At 71.3% G+C, this 15801-nt stretch carries 13 protein-coding genes; 7 read left to right on the forward strand and 6 right to left on the reverse strand.

Annotation, left to right across the window (positions count from 1 at the left end):
• Positions 1 to 4 precede the first annotated feature (4 nt).
• From BST44_RS06380 to BST44_RS06390, 3 genes are read left to right on the forward strand one after another with little or no spacing between them, the layout of a single operon-like run.
• Positions 5 to 754 (forward strand): GntR family transcriptional regulator, encoded by a 750-nt coding sequence (locus BST44_RS06380; RefSeq protein ID WP_083175815.1) that lies wholly within the window; start codon positions 5 to 7, stop codon positions 752 to 754.
• A gap of 9 nt (positions 755 to 763) precedes the next feature.
• The gene (locus BST44_RS06385; protein WP_083175817.1) at positions 764 to 2362 is read left to right on the forward strand and encodes an AMP-binding protein; all 1599 of its coding nucleotides are present in this window, start codon (positions 764 to 766) and stop codon (positions 2360 to 2362) included.
• Between the two features lies 1 nt (position 2363).
• Positions 2364 to 3137: an SDR family NAD(P)-dependent oxidoreductase gene (locus tag BST44_RS06390; protein ID WP_083175819.1), complete on the forward strand. Its 774-nt coding sequence runs from the start codon at positions 2364 to 2366 to the stop codon at positions 3135 to 3137.
• On the opposite strand, the gene BST44_RS06395 is transcribed toward BST44_RS06390, so the two are convergent.
• Together BST44_RS06395 and BST44_RS06400 are read right to left on the reverse strand one after the other, a co-directional pair.
• A complete protein-coding gene (locus BST44_RS06395; RefSeq protein WP_083175821.1) occupies positions 3138 to 3599 on the reverse strand; it encodes an SRPBCC family protein in 462 nt (153 codons plus the stop codon).
• On the reverse strand, positions 3596 to 4453 hold the full coding sequence (locus BST44_RS06400) for a rhomboid family intramembrane serine protease (RefSeq protein ID WP_083175823.1): 858 nt from the start codon (positions 4451 to 4453) through the stop codon (positions 3596 to 3598). Before BST44_RS06400 ends, BST44_RS06395 begins: the two co-directional genes overlap by 4 nt.
• Positions 4454 to 4553: 100 nt before the next feature.
• On the opposite strand from BST44_RS06400, the gene BST44_RS06405 reads away from it, so the two are divergent.
• Together BST44_RS06405 and BST44_RS06410 are read left to right on the forward strand one after the other, a co-directional pair.
• Positions 4554 to 4916, forward strand: a complete 363-nt coding sequence (locus BST44_RS06405) for a nuclear transport factor 2 family protein (RefSeq protein WP_142274372.1) — start codon at positions 4554 to 4556, stop codon at positions 4914 to 4916.
• A 61-nt stretch (positions 4917 to 4977) separates the two neighbouring features.
• The gene (locus tag BST44_RS06410) at positions 4978 to 5202 is read left to right on the forward strand and encodes a hypothetical protein (protein ID WP_083175827.1); all 225 of its coding nucleotides are present in this window, start codon (positions 4978 to 4980) and stop codon (positions 5200 to 5202) included.
• 100 nt (positions 5203 to 5302) lie between these two features.
• Here the strand turns inward: BST44_RS06410 and BST44_RS06415 are convergent, their stop codons facing one another.
• Both BST44_RS06415 and BST44_RS06420 read right to left on the reverse strand, forming a co-directional pair.
• On the reverse strand, positions 5303 to 6040 hold the full coding sequence (locus BST44_RS06415) for a DUF899 domain-containing protein (RefSeq protein ID WP_083175829.1): 738 nt from the start codon (positions 6038 to 6040) through the stop codon (positions 5303 to 5305).
• 29 nt (positions 6041 to 6069) lie between these two features.
• Positions 6070 to 6825 carry an SDR family oxidoreductase gene (locus tag BST44_RS06420; RefSeq protein ID WP_083175831.1) on the reverse strand — a complete coding sequence of 252 codons (756 nt, stop codon included), beginning with the start codon at positions 6823 to 6825 and terminating at the stop codon, positions 6070 to 6072.
• Positions 6826 to 6974: 149 nt separating this feature from the next.
• On the opposite strand from BST44_RS06420, the gene BST44_RS06425 reads away from it, so the two are divergent.
• Complete coding sequence (locus BST44_RS06425) at positions 6975 to 7931, forward strand: sigma-70 family RNA polymerase sigma factor (RefSeq protein WP_083175833.1); 957 nt, start codon at positions 6975 to 6977, stop codon at positions 7929 to 7931.
• 158 nt (positions 7932 to 8089) lie between these two features.
• Positions 8090 to 12922, forward strand: coding sequence for a cation-translocating P-type ATPase (locus tag BST44_RS06430; RefSeq protein ID WP_083175835.1), 4833 nt, complete (start codon positions 8090 to 8092; stop codon positions 12920 to 12922).
• A gap of 11 nt (positions 12923 to 12933) precedes the next feature.
• Here BST44_RS06430 and BST44_RS06435 read toward each other — a convergent pair whose 3' ends face one another.
• Together BST44_RS06435 and BST44_RS06440 are read right to left on the reverse strand one after the other, a co-directional pair.
• Positions 12934 to 14499, reverse strand: coding sequence for an AMP-binding protein (locus tag BST44_RS06435; protein ID WP_083175837.1), 1566 nt, complete (start codon positions 14497 to 14499; stop codon positions 12934 to 12936).
• Positions 14496 to 15404, reverse strand: coding sequence for an SDR family NAD(P)-dependent oxidoreductase (locus tag BST44_RS06440; protein WP_439330697.1), 909 nt, complete (start codon positions 15402 to 15404; stop codon positions 14496 to 14498). The genes BST44_RS06435 and BST44_RS06440 overlap by 4 nt, the downstream gene beginning before the upstream one ends.
• Positions 15405 to 15801 lie beyond the last annotated feature (397 nt).

Consider the following 15801-nt stretch of genomic DNA (forward strand, 5'->3'; position numbering starts at 1 on the left):
CGACATGTCCGAGGCCAGAGTCGTCGATCACCGATACCAGCAGGTGGCCCGCACGCTGCGGAAGGAGATCGTGGAGGGCGTCTATCCGGTGGGGTCGCAGTTGCCTACCGAACACGAACTGTGCGAACGGTTTGCGGTGAGCCGCTACACCATTCGCGAGGCGCTGCGCCGGCTGCGCGAGGACAACCTGGTGTCTTCGCGCCCGCGGACCGGGACCCTCGTGGTGCCGCGGCCGTCGTCGGACTCCTATGTGCAGCACGTGATGTCGATCAACGACCTGCTGGCGTTCGCGACCGACACCCGATTCGCCGTCGACTCCGTCGCCATGGTGACCATCGACGACGAACTGGCCACCCGCACCGGGCTGGCGGCCGGCGAACAATGGCTGACGGTGCGCGGTTTCCGGCGGGCCGTCGCCACCGACCCGCCCGGGCCCGCGCTCTGCCGCGCCGAGTACTACATCAACCGGGCGTTCGCCGGGGTCGGCCGGTTGTTGCAGCGCCACGAAGGCCCCATCTTCCCGCTGATCGAGGACCTGTTCGGGCTGAGCATCATCGAGGTCCAGCAGGAGATTGCCGCGGTACTCATCACCCCGGAACTGGCGACCGGTCTAGAAATCGATTCGGGGACACCGGCTTTGCAGATACAGCGCACCTACACGGCGTCCGACGGGCGGGTCGCCCAGGTCACCATCAACACCCATCCCGCGTCGCGGTTTCGGCACTCGATGACGATGCGGCGGGTCCGTGGCTAAGCTGCCGCAATGGCGTCCACCCGCAAGCTGATCGGCGGGCGGTGGGTTCGATGGGACGACGAACGCGCCGCCGAAGCCTACGCGCGCGGCTGGTGGGTCCACGCCACGCTGGCCGATGCGCTGCGCGAGGCCGCCGAGCGCACGCCGCGACGGGTGGCCCTGGTCGACGGCGATCGGCGGCTGAACTGCCTGACCCTGCACCGGGAGGCGACGGCGCTGGCGCACGCGTTGCTCGCGCGGATCCCACCGGGCAGCGTGGTGTCCTTCATGCTGCCCAACTGGCACGAGGCCGCGGTGATCTACCTGGCCACCACGCTGGCGGGAATGGTGGCCAACCCCGTCCTGCCGTCGATGCGGGACCGAGAACTCCGGTTCATCCTCGAAGACGCCGACAGCAGAATGGTTTTCGCCCCGGCCGAATTCGGCCGGCACGACTACGCCGCGATGCTGGGTCGGGTGGCCGCGCAGCTGGAGTCGCCACCCGCGGTCGTGCTGGTGCGCGGGGCGGAAGACGGGATCGGCATCCCGTTCGCCGCGCTGCTCACCGAGCAGGCGCCGGCCACGGTGCTGCCCGCGCTGGAACCGGATGCCGTGCACATGATCCTCTACACCTCCGGAACCACGGGGCGGCCGAAAGGCGTGCTGCACACCCACAACTCGATCCACGCCCTGATCTGCCAGCTGCGCGAGAACTGGTTCGTCGAACCGGGCGACGGGTTCCTGGTCGCGTCGCCGATCGCGCACATCGGCGGTTCCATCTACGCGTTCGAATGCCCGCTGCTGCTGGGCACCACCGCGGTGCTGATGGACCGGTGGAATGGCGACGACGCGGTCGCGCTCATGCGGGCCGAGCGGTGCACGCACATGGCCGGGGCGACACCGTTTCTCGAACACCTGCTGGGCGCCGCGGAGCGCGGCGGCACCCGCCTGCCGGATCTGAAGCTGTTCGTCTGTGGCGGTGCGTCGGTGCCGCCCGCGCTGATCCGCAGGGCCGCGGCCTATTTCGAATCGGCGGTCGTCACCCGCGTCTACGGATCGACGGAAGTGCCGGTGACCACGGTCGGGTCGCTGCGGGACACCGACCTCGCCGCCGACACCGACGGCCGCGTCGGCCTGGCGGAGGTGAAGCTGGTCGGCGGGCAGCTGCACGCGCGCGGGCCGCAGATGCTGGCCGGCTACCAGCATCCCGAGGACGAGGCGGACGCCTTCGACGACGAGGGCTACTTCCGCACCGGCGATCTGGCGCGCCGGCTCGACGACGGCTATCTCGTCGTCACCGGCCGGGCCAAAGACATCATCATCCGCAACGGCGAGAACATCTCGCCAAAGGAGGTCGAGGACGTCCTCGCCGGTCACCCCGGCATCGCGGAAATCGCCGTCGTCGGGCTACCCGACGCCCGCACCGGGGAACGGGCCTGCGCCGTCGTGGTGCCCACGGCCGGCAGCGGCCTCGATGTGGCGAGCCTGCGCGACTTCCTGGAGCACTCGGGCGTGGCACGGTTCAAAGCCCCTGAGCAGCTTGTGCTTTGGGATGTGCTGCCCAAGAACGACGCGGGCAAGGTTTTGAAGCATCAGATCAGGGCGGCACTCATGAAGGCGGAGCGGTGAGATGCAGGTAGCGGTGGTGACCGGGGCGAGCGGTGGGATCGGCTTCGGCTGCGCGACAAAGCTCGCCGAGGCGGGCATGGCCATCCTGGCGACCGGGCGCAACGACGAGAAGCTCGCCGAGTTGGCGCGGCACGTCGGCGATCCCGACCGGGTGGCCACGGTGGCCGTCGACCTCACCGACGACGACGCACCCGGGCGGATCACGGGTGCCGCCCTGGACAGATGGGGGCACGTCGACTTCCTGGTCAACATCGCCGGGGTGGGCAGCCCCAAGCCGGTGCACGAGACGGACGACGAATCGCTGGACCATTTCCTCGGGTTGATGCTGCGGGCGCCGTTCCGTCTGATCCGCGAGGTGCTGCCGCACATGCCGCCGGGGTCGGCGATCGTCAACGTCACGTCGACGTTCGCCGTGGTCGGCGGCCTGCGCGGCGGCGCGTATTCGGCCGCCAAGGGCGGCCTGACGGCGCTGACCACCCACGTCGCCTGCCAGTACGGCGCGCAGGGGATTCGCTGTAATGCGGTGGCGCCCGGGGTGATTCAAACCCCCATGACCGAGCATCGCCTGCACGACGAGCGGTTCCGGCGCATCAACACCGAGATGACCCCGCATCAGCGCCTGGGCACGGTCGACGACGTGGCGAGCACCGTGGCGTTCCTGTGCTCCCCCGGCGGCGCCTTCATCAACGGCCAGACGATCGTCGTCGACGGCGGGTGGAGTTCGACCAAGTATCTCTCGGAGTCGGCGTTGACGTCGGAGTGGCGGCCGCGCTGATCATCCGGCCTCGAAGTGCCTCCGGATGCCGGCCAGCATCGCGATGTGCGCCTTGACCGCTTCGCGTGTCGTCGTCGCGGCGAGCGGCCGGGGCGCCGCGACGCGGATCCGCTCGGTCACCCGGGTGCCCGCGGCGATCGGCTCGAAGCTCACCGTTCCGCGCAGCCGAACCCCCGGCGACTGGTCGGCCTCGGTCAGCACGTCACCCACCGCCGGCACCCGCAATCGGGCCCGATAGGCGACCTTGATGGTCAACGGGCCCAACGGAATCCGGTCCCGTACGCGATAACAGTGTTCGTATCCGTCCGGCGTTTCGGTGCGGGACAACGTCTCCACGGACACGATCAACGGGTGCACCAGCTTGATGTTGTCCAGATCCACGTAGAAGTCGCGGACCGCGTCCGGCGGCGCGGGCACGTCCTCGGACAGCGTGTGCTCGGAGCGGGCGGTCCACCAGCTCATGCGGAGAACTCCGCGAGCAGCTGCGCGGTGCGCCACCGGACCAGCACCGCGAACAGCACGACCAAGGTGAGCGTCACCGCGGCCTGGATCGTGTTCCGGCGCTGCCTTGGCGGGTAGACGTACGCCGCGGCGACCAGCCCACCCGTGACCAGCCCGCCGACGTGCGCCTGCCAGCTGATGCGCTGCGAACTCAGCAGGGGGACGAGGAAAGTGAAGACCAGGTTGATCCCGATCACCGCGACGACCCAGCGGACGTCGACCGCCAGCCGCTTGCCCACCACGAAGATGGCGCCGAACAGGCCGAAGATCGCGCCCGAGGCACCCGCGGTCGCCGTGTCGAGCGGCGAGACCAGGTACACCAGGACCGAGCCGCCCAATCCGCTCAACGCGTACAACGCGCCGAAACGCAAACGGCCCAGCCAGCTTTCGAGTGGCGGGCCCACCACGTACAGCGCCCACATGTTGAACACCAGATGCGTCGCCCCGTAATGCAGGAACGCCGACGTCACCAGGCGGTAGTACTGGCCGTCGGCGACGCCCGGCGGCCACAGCGCGAGCTGCCTTTCCAGATTCCCCGCCGCCATTTGCAGCACGAACGCCAGCACGTTGATCGCGATCAGCGTGTAGGTGAGCACCGGGGTGGCCGACCGCTGCCGCCCGCCGAAGCGGGTGCGCGGCGACCGGATGGTCCGGGCGCCCGCCCGGACGCACTCCGGGCACTGGTGCCCGACTGCCGCGCCGCGCATGCAGTCCCCGCAGATGTACCGCTCGCAACGATTGCAGCGGACATACGTCGGGCGCCCCGGGTGCCGGTAGCAAGTCGGCGCCGTCGGCGGGGAAGGGGGTCCACTCATCGCCCCATTCTTTCCCGCATCCCCGGCCCGGGCGCAGCGCTTCAGCGAACCCGTTTCACTACCCACTGCCCTCCCCTACTGTGTGGTGGGTGGAGAAGACGTGACCGAAGTGGGTGTGGTCGAGCGATATCTGGAGTGCCTGGCCGCGCACGACTGGGACGGTCTCGCCGCGACAATCGCCGACGACGGGTTGGTCCGCGAGGGCCCGTTCTGCGACGTCGTCGAGGGCAAGCAACGCTACGTCGCCTACCTACGCAAAGTCCTCACCAACTTGTCGGGTCATCGGCTGGACGTCCAGCGGGTTTCGCATGTCGACGCCCGCCTGTCCTACGTCGAGTTGACCGAGGCCTTCGAGATCGACGGCGTCACCAGGCGCTGGCCCGAATGCATTTTGTTCGGGCGGGGCGACGACGGGCGCATCCGTCACGTCAGCGTGTTCTTCAAGCAGCCCGCGGCGACGTGATCCGTCGCGGGCGGGCGCGAAGCTATTCCCTGAATCGCGAATTTGACCTAGCCTGTGACGGGTGGAATCAAACGGAACCCCGGAATTGGTGCCCGTGGAAACATTGCACTCGGGTGATCCCATCATGGATTGCGGCCACCGGTACATAGTGCTCGAATCGAAGGCCGTCGGCGACAGCTGCGTGGTCCTCGAGCTCGAGTCCCGGGTGGACCACCAGCTGCAGGTCATCGAGAAGTCCTTCCCGGCCGGCTACCACGTCAACAGGGCGAACCACCGAATTTTATAGGGCGAATTCACTCAGCCGAATATTGCGCGCGTAGCCGTCGGACGGCTACCGCGCATTCGTGTTATTCGGGCCGGAAACGCGAAATGCGGGGTGGCAGGATTTAGCCGCCGCGTGCCGGGCGCGGGTCGTTCGGATCGTCCGGGTCGGGCTCACCGAACCACCGCGACGGCGGGCGCTCGCCGTATGCGTCGTGCCATTCCCACCACTCGTAGGGCGCGGTTTGCGGATACCCGTCCGGTGAGTCCTCCCAGTTCTCCTGGCGTCCCAGCGCGGTCATGTCGAGGTAGCTCCACGTGTTGCCCAGCGCTTCGTCGCCGCGATTGTTGATGAAATAGGTCCGGAACACGCGGTCGCCGTCATGGATGAACGCGTTCGTGCCGTGCCACTGGTCCACGCCGAAGTCGGCATCGAACTCGTCGGTGAGCGTGTACCACGGCATCTGCCAACCCATTTGCGCCTTCAGTCGCACGATGTCGGGCTGGGGTGCCCGCGAGGCGAACACCAGGGTGGTGTCGCGGGCGTTGAGGTGGGCGAGGTGTCCGACGTGGTCGGCGATCATCGAGCAGCCGCGGCAGGCATGGTCGGGCCAGCCGTCCACGCCGGGCTCGAAGAAGGCGCGGTAGACGATCAGCTGACGCCGGCCCGCGAACAGCTCCAGCAGGTTCACCCTGCCCTCGGGCCCCTCGAACGCGTATTTTTTGTCGACGGCCAGCCAGGGCATCCGCCGGCGCGCCGCGGCGAGGGCGTCGTGGGCTCTGAGCACTTCCTTCTCCCGCACGAGGAGTCGGTCACGCGCGGCCGCCCATTCCGGCGCCGACACGACGGGGGGTGTGTTCATGGAATCGTCCTCCTTACCGTTTCGTCGTCTCAGGCCACGGCCGCCAGGCCGCTCGACGTCAACAGGTAGGCGTCGCCGCTCGCGGGGGCGCCGGAGGCGATCCCCAGCACCGCCCGGCCCACCTGCTCCGCGGTGAGCGGGGGCCCGCCGGCCCGCACGAAGGCCTCGACGTCCACCCCTTGCCGTCGGGCGTAGGCCGCGACGGCCTTGGCGCCCAAATCGGTGGCCGGCGTCAGCCGGGGCAGGACGGCCACGAAGCGGATCCCGAGCCCGGCCCGCTGCGATTCGGCGGCGGCGTAGCTGGCGATGAACCTGACCGCCGCCTTGGCCCCCGCGTACCCGCCACTCAGCGGCGAACCGGCCACCGCGGCGCCGCTGGACATGAAGATCACCGAGCTGCCCGGCGCCAGCGGACGTCGCAGCGCGTGGCGGGTCCAATGAAAGGCCTGCGCGACGTCGACATTCCAGTTCTGGCTGAAGCTGTCCCAGCTCTGATCCTGCAACGGGCTCATCCGGGGTGCCGCCCCGGCGCCCAACACCAGTGTGCGCGGACGATATTCGTCCATGAGCCGCTGCGCGGTCGCGGGGTCGGCGGCGTCGGCGGCCACCGGAACGAAGCCGCCACCGAGCTGGTCGTGCGCCTCCTCGAGGACCGACCGGGTGCGCGCCACACCGACCACCCGCGCACCAGCCCCCGCGAGCGCGCCGGCGATGGCGCGGCCGAATCCGCGGCTCGCCCCGGTCACGATCGCCGTGCTGCCCGCCAGACCATCCAGCTCGTTCATGTCGTACTCCGCTCTCCGTGGGAAACGTGCGTCCACTCATTGAGATGCGGCGCGGCACGCGAATTCATCGCCCGCGGGCCGATGAATTTCGGCGGCCCGCCGTCTCTGTACTGGAGTAGCGTTCGGTCGCAGCCGAGATAGGAGAAGCCGTGCCGGCGAGAGAGGATTTCATCGCGCAGGCGGCACCGTTTCGTGCCGAGCTGATCGCGCACTGCTACCGGATGCTCGGGTCGGTGCACGACGCCGAGGATCTGGTCCAGGAGACCTATCTCAACGGCTGGCGCGGCTACCAGGCGTTCGAGGAGCGCGCGGCGTTGCGAACATGGCTGTATCGGATCGCGACCACCGCGTGCCTGCGCGCCCTGCAGCACCGCGCCCGGCGGGTGCTGCCGGCCGGGGCGATCGAAGGATCCGTCGACCCGGACACCGACCTCGACGCGATCGCCGGCCCCCACGAGTGGCTGGAGCCCATTCCCGACTCGCTGACGTTCCGAACGCCGGAGGACAACGTCACCGCGCGACAAAGCCTGCGGCTGGCCGTGATGACGGCGCTGCAGGAACTTCCCGCCCGCCAGCGGGCGGTCCTCATCCTGCGCGACGTCGTGCAGTTCAGCGCCGCCGAGGTGGCCGAGCTGCTCGAGACCACGCCGGCCGCGGTCAACAGCTCGCTGCAACGGGCCCGGGCCCGCCTCGCCGAGCTCTCCCCCACCGAGGACAGCCTGTCCGAGCCCGACGACGCCGAGCGCCGTGCCCTGCTGGACCGCTACTGCGCCGCATTCGAGAACGCGGACATGGCGGCGCTGACCGCACTGCTGCAGGCGGACGTGAAACTCGAAATGCCGCCCCTGCCTGTCTGGTTCACCGGGCGCGACCCGGTACTGCGGTTCCTCGCCACGCGTGCTCTCGCGAAGGCCGGTGACATCGCGATGATCCCGACGGGCGCGAACGCGCAACCCGCGGTCGCCGAATACCGCCGCGACGCCGGCGGGGTGATGCGGGCCCATTCGATCCACGTCCTCACCCCGGGCGACGTCGGGGTCGCCACCATCACCGTCTTCCTCGACCCCGGCCTGTTCAGCACGTTCGGTTTCCCATCCAGCCGGTAACCTGTCCGCAGGGAAGCGACTGCACCGCCGGTCACCGAGGGAAGGCCCGACCCACCGGAGTCATCCGGTGCCGTCGCAGAGTCCACGGCCGCACCTGTGGACAGGTCCCCAGCCCCCCAGGATCATTAGCGCGGTAGACGTAATCGAAGGGTGACCGAGTGAGGATTCCGGGCGTTGCCATCGTCGTCGCCGGTATGACCGACGGGGCCGCGCAGGTGGTGCGCGCGAGCGTGTCCACCGCGGCCGGCGCGGCGGGCGCCCTGCAGGCATTCGCCAGCCCGGTCGCCGAATTGGCCGTTCCGGTGGTGCAGTCGATGGCCCAGACCACGACCCGGGCCATCGGATTGAGCAGTGCCACCAACGGATCCGGGCCCGGCGTCACGCCGCCGATCCGCTGGCAGAGCGGGCGGCGGGTGCACCTGGACCTGGACCCGTTGCTGCCGTTTCCCGGCTGGCACGAGCACGCGCCTGCGGTCGAGGAACCGGTCCGCAGGATTCCGGGGGTGGCCTCGGCCCACGTGGAAGGTGCGCTCGGTCGGCTGGTGATCGAATTCGAGACCGAACCCGACGGCGACGCCCTGCTGGACCGCGTGCGAGAAACGGTCTGCCACGTCGCGGCGGACTTGACTCTGGTCGCCCCCCGGGAGGCGCCCCGAACCGCGCCGTTCGCCGACCCCGGCAACCCGCTGGCGATCCTGGTCCCGTTCAGCGCCGCCGCCATGGATGCGGCGGCCATCGGCGCCGCGGTCACCGGCTGGCTGGGGCGGCTCCCCGTCGCGCCGCGCAGCGCCCGCGCGGCCGCCGCCCTGTTGAACCATCAGCCCCGGGTGGTCGCCGTGCTGGAGTCGCGGCTGGGCCGTGTCGGCACCGACATCGCCCTGAGCGCGTCGACCGCGCTGGCGAACGGGCTGACGCAGGCGGTGGGCACACCGCTGCTGGACCTGGCGCAGCGAAGCCTGCAGGTCTCCGAGGCCGCGGCGCACCGGCAGCGATGGCGGGACCGGGAACCGGAACTGGCCTCGCCCAAGCGGCCGCAGGCCCCCGTGGTTCCGGTCATTTCATCGGCCGGGCCCAAATCTCAAGCGCCCCGGCACAATTGGGCGGCCGCCGCCGCGGGCGAAGCGTCCCACGTGGTGGTCGGCGGCGCCATCGATGCCGCCATCGACACCGCGAAGGGATCGATGGCCGGGCCGGTGGAGGAATACGCGGACCAAGCCGCGAACGCCTCCCTGGTGGCCGCGGCGGGCGCGCTGCTGGCCGGCGGTGGCACCGAGGACGCGGCCGGCGCGCTGCTGGCCGGGGTGCCCCGGGCGGCGCACGTGGGCCGCCAGACGTTCGCGGCGGTCCTGGGCCGCGGACTGGCCAACGCCGGGCAACTCTTCCTCGACCCGGGCGCCCTGCGGCGGCTGGACCGGGTCAAGGTCGTCGTCATCGACGGCGCCGCGCTGCGCGGCGACAACCGCGCCGTGCTGCACGCGCGGGGCGATGTCCCCGGGTGGGACGAGGACCGCGTCTACGAGGTCGCCGACGCCCTGCTGCACGGCGAGGAGGCGCCCGAACCGGACCCCGACGAGTTGCCGGCCACCGGCGCCCGCCTGCGCTGGGTCCGGGCGCAGGGATCCTCGGCGACCCCGGCGCAGGGCCTCGAACACGCCGACCTCATCGTCGACGGGGAGCGCGTGGGCAGCGTCGACGTCGGCTGGGAGGTCGACCCGTTCGCGATCCCGCTGCTGCAGATCGCGCACCGGACCGGCGGCCGGGTGGTGCTGCGCCACGTGGCCGGCACCGAGGACCTGACCGCCAGCGTCGCCGTGAGTCACCCGGCGGGCACGCCGCTGCTGCAACTGGTGCGCGACCTGCGCACCGACCGCGGGCCCGTGCTGCTGATCACCGCGCTGCACCGCGACTTCGCTTCGACCGACACGCTGGCCGCGCTGGCCATCGCCGACGTCGGCGTGGCGCTGGACGACCCGCAGGCCGCCACGCCATGGACGGCCGACATCATCACGGGCACCGACCTGGCCGCGGCGGTGCGCATCCTGTCGGCGCTGCCGGTGGCCCGCGAGGCGACCGAGTCGGCGGTGCGCCTGGCCAAGGGCGGGAGCACGTTGGCCGGGCTGTTGCTGGTCACCGGCGACCCCCGCACGCTGAGCCCGTTCGCGGTGCAGCGCTGGCTCAACCCGGTCAACGCCGCCGCCGCGGCCGCGCTGATGCAGGGCAGCTTCGCGGCCTCCAGGGTGCTGCGGCTGCCCGATCCGACGCCTCAGCCGCTGACCGCCTGGCATGCACTGGACCCGGAGATCGTCTATTCGCGGTTGGCCAGCCGAACGCGGCCCCTGGCCGTCGAACCCGGCGTCGCGCCGTGGCGCCAGCTACTCGACGACCTGTCCTACAACCCGCTGCTCGCGCCGCTGCGCGGCCCGGCGGGCCAGGTGGGGCGGCTGCTGTCCGCGACCCGTGCCGAACTCGCCGATCCGCTGACGCCCATCCTTGCCGTGGGGGCTGCGGCCTCGGCGATCGTCGGCAGCAGCGTGGACGCGCTGCTGGTGGCGGGTGTGATGACCGCCAACGCGGTCGCCGGCGGGGTGCAGCGGTTGCGGGCCGAGGCGGCGGTCGCCGAGCTGTTCGCCGAGCAGGACCAGTACGCGCGCCGCGTCGTTCTACCCGCGGTGGCCACCGCGCACCGCAGGCTGGAGGCGGCCCGCACCGCCGAACGGACGGTGTCGGTGAACGCCAAGTCGCTGCGACCCGGCGACATCATCGACCTCGCCGCCCCCGAGGTGGTGCCGGCCGACGCGCGACTGCTGGTGGCCGAGGACCTCGAGGTCGACGAGTCCTTCCTCACGGGCGAGTCGCTGCCGGTGGACAAGCAGGTCGAGCCCGTGGCGGTCGCGGACTCCGACCGCGCCAGCATGCTCTTCGAGGGCAGCACCATCGTCGCCGGGCACGCCCGCGCGATCGTCGTGGCGACGGGCGCGGGCACCGCCGCGCAGCGCGCGATCTCGGCGATCGCCGACGTCGAGTCGGCGGCCGGAGTGCAGGCCCGGCTGCGCGAGTTGACCAGCAAGGTGCTGCCGCTGACGCTGGCCGGCGGCGCGGCGGTGACTGCGTTGGCGCTGCTGCATCAGGGAACGTTGCGTCAGGCGGTCGCCGACGGGGTGGCCATCGCCGTGGCCGCCGTCCCCGAGGGCCTGCCGTTGGTGGCCACCCTGGCCCAGCTGGCCGCGGCCCAGCGGTTGTCGCGGAGCGGAGTCCTGGTCCGCACCCCGCGGGCCGTCGAGGCGCTGGGCCGGGTCGAGACGGTGTGTTTCGACAAGACCGGCACTCTGACCGAGAACCGGCTGCGCGTCGTCCGCGGCGTCCCCTACGAGACCGGCACCGACGCGCCCTTCCCCGAGCTGACCGACCCGGCGTCCGCGGCGGTGCTGCGGGCCGCGGCGCGCAGCAGCACGCAGCCCCACAACGGGGGCGGCCACGCGCACGCCACCGACGAGGCGATCCTCACGGCGGCGAATTCGATTGACGGTCAATGGGCCTCGGACTGGACCGTGCTCGCCGAAGTTCCGTTCGAGTCCAGTCGTGGTTACTCCGCCGCGATCGGCACGGCGGCCGGAGAGGCTCCCGCCGGCGCGCCGATGCTGATGGTCAAAGGCGCACCGGAAGAAGTCCTGCCGCGGTGCCGCTTCGCCGATTCGGGCGCCGAGCACGACCGCGCGGAGGTGCTGGTGATGCGGTTGGCCGAGCAGGGCCTGCGGGTGCTCGCGGTGGCGCAGCGCCCCTGGGAGCACGGGACCGGCGAGGAGGACACCGACGCCGACGCCGTCGACGCCGCCGCGCACGATCTCGAGTTGATCGGCTACGTCGGTTTGGCCGACACCGCCCGCGCGTCGGCGCGGCCGTTGATCGAGGCGCTGGTGGAAGCCGGCCGCCGGGTCGTGCTGATCACCGGCGACCACCCGGTGACCGCGCGGGCGATCGCCCGTCAGCTGGGGCTGCCGGAAGACGCGCGCGAGATCACGGGAGCCGAACTCGTCGCGTTCGGCGAGGAGGACCGCGCCAAGGTCGCCGCAGACATCCAGGTCTTCGCCCGCGTCAGCCCGGAACAGAAGGTGCAGATCGTGGCGGCGCTGCAGGCCGGCGGGCAGGCGGTCGCCATGGTCGGCGACGGCGCCAACGACGCCGCCGCCATCCGGATGGCCGATGTGGGCATCGGCGTGAGCGGCCGCGGCTCGTCGGCGGCGCGCGGCGCGGCGGACATCGTGCTGACCGACAACGACCTGGGCGTGCTGCTCGACGCGCTGGTCGAGGGGCGCGGGATGTGGGGCGGGGTCCGCGACGCGGTGAGCATCCTGGTCGGCGGCAACGTCGGCGAGGTGCTGTTCACCCTGATCGGCACCGCCCTGGGCACCGGCCGGGCCCCGGTGGGCACCCGTCAGCTGTTGCTGGTGAACCTGCTGACCGACATGTTCCCCGCGCTCGCGGTCGCCGTCACCCCGCAATACCGCGAGCCGGAGGAGGCCGAGGACGGGGTCGACCGCGACGCCGAGGAACTGCATCGCGCGTTCCAGTTGGCCACCCTGTCGGGTCCCTCGCCGTCCCTCGACGCGCCGCTGATGCGGCAGATCGTCACCCGGGGCGCCGTCACGGCGGCCGGCGCGACGGCGGCCTGGGCCATCGGTCGCTGGACGCCTGGCACCGAACGCCGCACGTCGACAATGGGACTCACCGCGCTGGTCACCACGCAACTGGCCCAGACGCTGCTGACGCGGCGCCACAGCCCGCTCGTCCTCGGCACCGCGTTGGGCAGCGCCGGTGTGCTGGTCGCGATCGTCCAAACCCCCGGCGTCAGCCACTTCTTCGGCTGCACTCCGCTGGGTCCGGTCGCCTGGAGCGGAGTCATCGGTGCCACCGCGGGCGCCACCGTCGTCTCGGTCCTGGCGCCCAACTGGCTGGGCAAGCAGGTGGCCGCCCTGGAACCCAAGCAGGACTGAGGCTTTCGCCGCTAGCCGGAGAGTTCCTTGCGCAGGACCTTGCCCGCCGGGTTGCGCGGGATGCTGGCGACGACGGTGATGTCCCGGGGCTGCTCGAACCGGGAGACCCTGCCCTGGAGGTACTCCCGCAGCGCCGCCTCGTCGGTGTCGCTGCCCGGCTGCAGCACCACGAACGCGGCCAATCGATGACCGAACTTCTCGTCGGGCACACCGATGACGGCGTTGTCGGCGATCGCGGGGTGCTGGGCGAGCGCGTTCTCGACCGCCCGCGGGTAGACGTTCTCACCGCCGGAGATGATCATGTCGTCCTCGCGGCCGACGATGTACAGCCGGCCCGCGTTGTCGAGGTAGCCCATGTCCCCGGTGCTGGTCATGCCGTCGATGACGGCCTTCGAGCCGCCACCGGTGTAGCCCTCGCTCGCCAGCTCGCCGCCGACGAAGATGCGCCCGGTGACGCGCGGCCCGACGGGCCGGTCGTGCTTGTCGAAGATGCGCACCGGGCAGCCGGCGACCGGTTTGCCGACGGTCTCGGGCGCCTCCCGCAGGTCCGCGGGCGTGGCCAGCGCGCCGATGCCGACCTCGGTGGAACCGTAACCGTTGTAGAGGATGTCGCCGTAGGCGTCCATGAACCGCTGGCCCAGGGTGGGGTCCAGCCGGTCCCCGCTCGACATCACGACCCGCAGGTAGGGCACGGGGTTGCGGGCGCGCACCCGCTCGGGCAGGGCGAGGATGCGCGCCAGCACGACCGGCACCGCGGTGAACGCGTCGGCGCGGTGCAGCGACGCCTGGGCGAGCGCGGCTTCGGCGTCGAAGTGGCGATGGGTGAGCACCGTGCCGCCGAGGGCGACCGTGAGCATCAGCATGCCCAGCCCGAGCCCGTGAAACATGGGCATTGCCACCGACACTCGCGACCCGGTGCGCAGGCCGGTGCGGTCCAGGATCGTCACCCACACACCCACCGCGGAACGCAATTGCGGTGAGCGGGGCACGCCCTTGGGCGTGCCGGTGGTGCCCGAGGTGAGCAGGACGATCCGGCCCGGCGTGGCCGCGTCGGGGCGCGGCTCGCCCTGGTGAGGGGCGACCTCTGCCGGGTCGATCATGGCGACCGAATCGTCGGCCGCTCGGACGCGTTCGCCGAATTCGTCGTCGGCGATCATCGTGGTGATCCGGTGGGCGGTCATCGCGGAGCCCAGGGCGTCGCTGCGAAAGTCCGTGTTGACCAGGACCACGTCCGCCCCGACCAGCGCGGCGCCGAACACTCCGGCGATGAAGCCGCGTCCGTTGCGGCACATGATGCCCACCGCGTCACCGGGTCCGACGCCCTGGCGGGCGAGCCGGCACGCCACCGCGTCCGTCACCGCCCGCAACCGCCGGTAGTTCCAGACACCGTCGTCATCGACGATCGCGGCCCGCTGCGGCCACCGCGCCGCGGTGACCGCCAGCAGGGTGTAGGGGTTGGTGCCGCCCCGGCGCGCCTCACGCAGCAGCCGCACGGTCGCGAGCGGCGAGGGCGGGGCGAGCAGTCGCGAACGCAGCAGCGCCCTGGCCGCGGTACCGATCACCCCTTCGGACGTCACGGCCGGGCCTCGGGGGCGCTGGAATCCGAGAAGAACCGCCGGTACCAGAGCCGGGCCGCGCGTTCGGCCGGTCCGGCCAACAGGACCGAGGCCAGCTCCGCCGGCAGCACCCACGGCGGTTCGTTGCTGCGGGGGCGCTCGATGACGGCCTTGGCGATCGCATCGGCGGCCTCGTCGGCCGACATACCGGGGAGCCGACCCAGGACGGGCGTGGGCTCGATCATCCGGGTGCGCACCAGCGCGAAGTAGACCGTGGTGACGTCCACACCGTCGGCGTGCAGTTCGGGGGCGACGCTGCGCAGCCAGCGGTCGAAGGCCCCCTTCGACGCCTGGTACGCGCCCCACTGCGGACCCGGCACCACGCGCACGCCGACGCTGGACACGTTGACGATGTGCCCGCGGCCGCTCTCGCGCATGGCCGGCAGGAGCCCCAGCAGCAGCCGGATGGGCCCGAGATAGTTGATGTCGATGGTGCGTTCGAAGTCGTGCGGCCGGTCGTACTGGTGATGCAGCGAGCGGCGCAACGACTTGCCGGCGTTGCTGACCACGATGTCGAGCGCGCCGTGCTGTTCGTTGACCTGCTTGGTCAGCGCGCTGACGGCGGCCTCGTCGGTGAGGTCGGTCGGGTATGCGACCGCACGGCCACCGGCCGCGTTGATCGACGCCGCGAGGTCACCCAGGCGTTCCTCGGAGCGAGCGACCGCCAGCACGGTGGCGCCCGCGGCCGCCAGCCTGCGGGCGGTCGCCTCGCCGATACCGTAGGAGGCGCCGGTCACCAGCACCGTCGTGCCGGCGACGGCGCCGCGGAGCTTGTCGGGATCGGACTCGCGCGCCGGATTGGCCAGGCGGTCCGTGACCTTGTTGAGGGTCTGCACTACTACGTTCAACTTTGCCGCTGCATTCACTCGAGCCGCGTGTCGAGGATCGGCGGTTGGCTGCACCGGGCGCTCGACTCGTCATAGCTAGCAGACCACACGGCCGTTCGTGACCGCGCCCCGGCCCGGTCTCGACCGCACCCCGAGCGGGCGCTGGATCGGCGTCCGCGGCGGCGGCGGATGCGGGTCGCGCGCAAGGATTCTCGGCCAGCGCCCGGCCCGGTGCGCGCGGCTGTGTGAATTCCCAGTAATTTCGGCCAATTCCGCGTTTAAGCGGAGTGGCGACTGGGCACAATTGCGGCATGATCGCACGTCAAATAGCTCGATTCCTCAGTCCAGCGGTGGTTGCGGCGTCCGGCCTCGCCGGGTCGGCGCTCGCTGGTTCTGTCCTCCCCACCGCTTCGGCCCAATGTCCCGACGTCCAAGT

The organism is Mycobacterium scrofulaceum (genome assembly GCF_002086735.1).
GTDB classification, from domain to species: Bacteria; Actinomycetota; Actinomycetes; order Mycobacteriales; family Mycobacteriaceae; genus Mycobacterium; species Mycobacterium scrofulaceum.

Coding starts and splice junctions, on each gene's coding strand:
- BST44_RS06380 (WP_083175815.1), top strand. CDS start 5: ATGTCCGAGGCCAGAGTCGTCGATCACCGATACCAGCAGGTGGCCCGC.
- BST44_RS06385 (WP_083175817.1), top strand. CDS start 764: ATGGCGTCCACCCGCAAGCTGATCGGCGGGCGGTGGGTTCGATGGGAC.
- BST44_RS06390 (WP_083175819.1), top strand. CDS start 2,364: ATGCAGGTAGCGGTGGTGACCGGGGCGAGCGGTGGGATCGGCTTCGGC.
- BST44_RS06395 (WP_083175821.1), bottom strand. CDS start 3,599: ATGAGCTGGTGGACCGCCCGCTCCGAGCACACGCTGTCCGAGGACGTG.
- BST44_RS06400 (WP_083175823.1), bottom strand. CDS start 4,453: ATGAGTGGACCCCCTTCCCCGCCGACGGCGCCGACTTGCTACCGGCAC.
- BST44_RS06415 (WP_083175829.1), bottom strand. CDS start 6,040: ATGAACACACCCCCCGTCGTGTCGGCGCCGGAATGGGCGGCCGCGCGT.
- BST44_RS06420 (WP_083175831.1), bottom strand. CDS start 6,825: ATGAACGAGCTGGATGGTCTGGCGGGCAGCACGGCGATCGTGACCGGG.